Here is a 3,071-nt window from a genome sequence, read left to right as displayed (position 1 = left end):
CTCCAGGTGGTCCCACAGCTCCGTAAAGGCTCGGTGGCTCTCCTCCGACAGGTTCTCCATCGTGACGATGCAGCGGTGCGTCAGCGCCCGCACGGGCGCCACCTCGCGTACCGTAACTTTGTAGGACAAGAAAAACGCCTCCTTCTCCAAAGTGAGTTTTTCCAGGAGCTCCAGGTCCCTGTGTCCCTTCTCCAGGCGTTCCTGGAGCACCTGGCGGTGTCGGGCCAGGAAGGCGGCGATCGCGTCGGGGTCCCGCGCGCCCAGAAAGGCGCGAATCTCCTCCAGGGGCACGTCCAGCTCCCTCAGTCGCCGAATGCGCAGGGCCTCCACGAACTGTCCCGCGGAGTAATGCCGATACCCCGTCGCCTCGTCCACCCAGACGGGCTTCAGGATGCCCCTTTCGTCATAGAAGCGCAGCGTCTTCACCGAGAGCATCGTCGCCTTGGAGAAATCCCCGATCGTCAACAGGTTGCTCATCAAACTCCTCCTCCCTTCGCGTTTTTCGCCCCTCGCCCTCCGACAGGACCCATCGTAGGCCCTCCAGCCAGGGGAGGGTCAAGCCTGCGGGGCAGGCGCCGCCGGCCGCTTCGTAGTATACTCGATATATGGGAAGTGCCCCTTCCTTCGTCAACGGGTTGTGCCGCCGGCAACGGGGCTGGTGCGCGTGCATCGGGGACGGCCAACCCCATAACGGCAGCCACGCTGCTGGGACGGCGAGCGGCGTGGGGCTGGTGTATAATGAGGCTGCACTTTTGAAGCATATGGGCGCGGGTTCCGGCGTGTGCGCCGGGCAAAAGGGAAGCAGGTGCGAATCCTGAACGGTCCCGCCGCTGTGAACGGGGAGGCCCCTCGAAAGTCCACTGGAGCGATCCGGAAAGGACGAGGCGCCGAGGAACCCAAGTCAGAAGACCTGCCTGGGCCCATGAACGCGAACTCCTGCGGACGACGGGAGGGCGTGCGGCCCTCTCGCGTTCAGGCGCGAGCGCCTGCCCCCTCCATCTCCCGGAGGGGGCGGTTTTTTTGAGGAGGCGTTCTTTTTAAGGAGGCAGGAAGAGATGTTCGCCAAGATCAAAAAGCGGGATGGGCGCGAGGTGCCCTTTAACGCTGAAAAGATAGCCGGGGCCATCGGGCGGGCCCTGGCGGCGGTGGGAGAGCCTGGAGCGGAGGCCATGCCGCTGACGGAGCGCGTCGTGGCCCGCATGGAGCAGGAGCTCCAGGGCGGCGTGCCCCAGGTGGAGGAGATTCAGGACATCGTGGAGGAGGTGCTGATCGAGTCCGGCCGCGCGAGGGCGGCCAAGGCCTACATCCTCTATCGCGCGTCCCGCAGCCGCGCGCGGGAGATGAAGAGCCACCTGATGAACGTCTACGAGGCGCTGACGTTCCGGGACGCGCGGGACAGCGACCTGAAGCGCGAGAACGCCAACATCGACGGCGACACGGCCATGGGGACGATGCTGCGCTACGGCTCCGAGGGCGCGAAGCACTTCAACGAGATATTCATCCTGCGGCCGGAGCACGCCGAGGCGCACCGCAGCGGAGACGTCCACATCCACGACATGGACTTCCTGACCCTGACGACGACCTGCTGTCAGATCGGCCTGAAGCGGCTCTTCAAGGGAGGATTCGGCACGGGGCACGGCACGCTGCGGGAGCCCTCCGGCATCCGAAGCGCCGCGGCGCTGGCCTGCATCGCGCTTCAGGCGAACCAGAACGACCAGCACGGCGGACAGAGCATCCCCGCCTTCGACTTCGACATGGCGCCCTACGTGGCGCGCACCTTCGCCAAGGACTACCGCCGGAACCTCCTGCGCGCCCTGAGCCTCCTCGCCGGGGAGGCCGCAGAGGCCGGGGTTGCTTCGGCCCTCGACGGCCTGGAGGGGGACCCCATCCGCATGGGGGCGACGGACGAGCGTCAGTCGCGGGAGCGGGAGGCGCTCCTGAGGCTTGGGGTGCCGCGGGAGGCGGTGGAGCGCGCGCAGGATGCGGCGCTTCGAGAGGCGCAGCAGGACGTAGAGCGCGAGACGTATCAGGCCATGGAGGCGCTGGTCCACAACCTGAACACCATGCACAGCAGGGCGGGGGCGCAGGTGCCCTTCAGCTCGCTGAACTACGGCACGGACACCTCGCCGGAGGGCCGCATGGTGACGCGGAACCTGCTCCTGGCGACGGAGGCGGGCCTGGGGCACGGCGAGACGCCCATCTTTCCCGTCAGCATCTTCAAGGTGAAGGAGGGGGTGAACTTCAGCCCGGAGGACCCGAACGGCGACCTGTTCCAACTGGCCTGCCGCGTCAGCGCAAAACGCCTGTTCCCCAACTTCGCCTTCATCGACGCGCCCTTCAACCTGAGCTACTACCGGCCAGGGAACCCGGACTCGGAGATCGCCTACATGGGGTGCCGCACGCGCGTCATCGGGAACGTGGCGGACCGGGGCCGGGAGACAGTGACGGGGCGGGGCAACCTGAGCTTCACCAGCCTCAACCTGCCGCGGCTCGCGATCCTGAGCGAGGGGGACCTCGAGGAGTTCTATCGGCGGCTCGACGCCATGGCGGACCTCGTGGTCCGGCAGCTTCTGGACCGGTTGGAGATCCAGTCGCGCAAGCGGGTGAAGAACTTCCCCTTCCTGATGGGGCAGGGCGTGTGGATGGACTCGGAGACGCTGGGCTGGAACGACGAGGTGCGCCCCGTGCTGAGGCATGGGACGCTGTCCCTCGGCTTCATCGGCCTCGCGGAGTGCCTCAAGAGCCTGACGGGCGCCCACCACGGCGAGGACCCCAAGGCCCAGGAGCTGGGGCTTGAGATCGTCGGGCGCCTGCGCCGGCGCATGGACGCGGCCTCGGAGGCGAACGGGCTGAACTTCACGCTGCTGGCGACGCCCGCCGAGGGACTGTCGGGGCGCTTCCTGCGCCTGGACCGGGAACGGTTCGGGGTCATCCCCGGCATCACGGACCGCGGCTACTACACCAACAGCTTTCACGTCCCCGTGTACCACCGGCTCAACGCCTTCGAGAAGATACGGCTGGAGGCGCCCTACCACGCCCTGACGAACGCGGGACACATCACCTACATCGAG

The 3,071-nt window shown here is 67.1% G+C and carries 2 protein-coding genes and 1 riboswitch; of the genes, one reads left to right on the top strand and one right to left on the bottom strand.

Annotated features, from left to right (window positions below; genetic code table 11):
* Nucleotides 1-477, bottom strand: a 477-nt coding sequence (locus Q0629_RS09835; RefSeq protein ID WP_298781985.1) for a helix-turn-helix domain-containing protein, incomplete at its 3' end; no start/stop codon positions are given.
* Nucleotides 478-752: 275 nt separating this feature from the next.
* Nucleotides 753-933, top strand: a riboswitch (cobalamin riboswitch).
* A 122-nt stretch (nucleotides 934-1,055) separates the two neighbouring features.
* Between Q0629_RS09835 and Q0629_RS09830 the strand changes: the two genes are divergently transcribed.
* On the top strand, nucleotides 1,056-3,071 hold a 2,016-nt coding region (locus tag Q0629_RS09830; RefSeq protein WP_298781983.1), incomplete at its 3' end, for an anaerobic ribonucleoside triphosphate reductase.

It is taken from the genome of uncultured Fretibacterium sp. (assembly GCF_938030725.1).
GTDB lineage: Bacteria > Synergistota > Synergistia > Synergistales > Aminobacteriaceae > Fretibacterium.
Note: the sequence above shows the minus strand (reverse complement) of the source record. Positions and strands in the feature narration are given on the sequence as shown.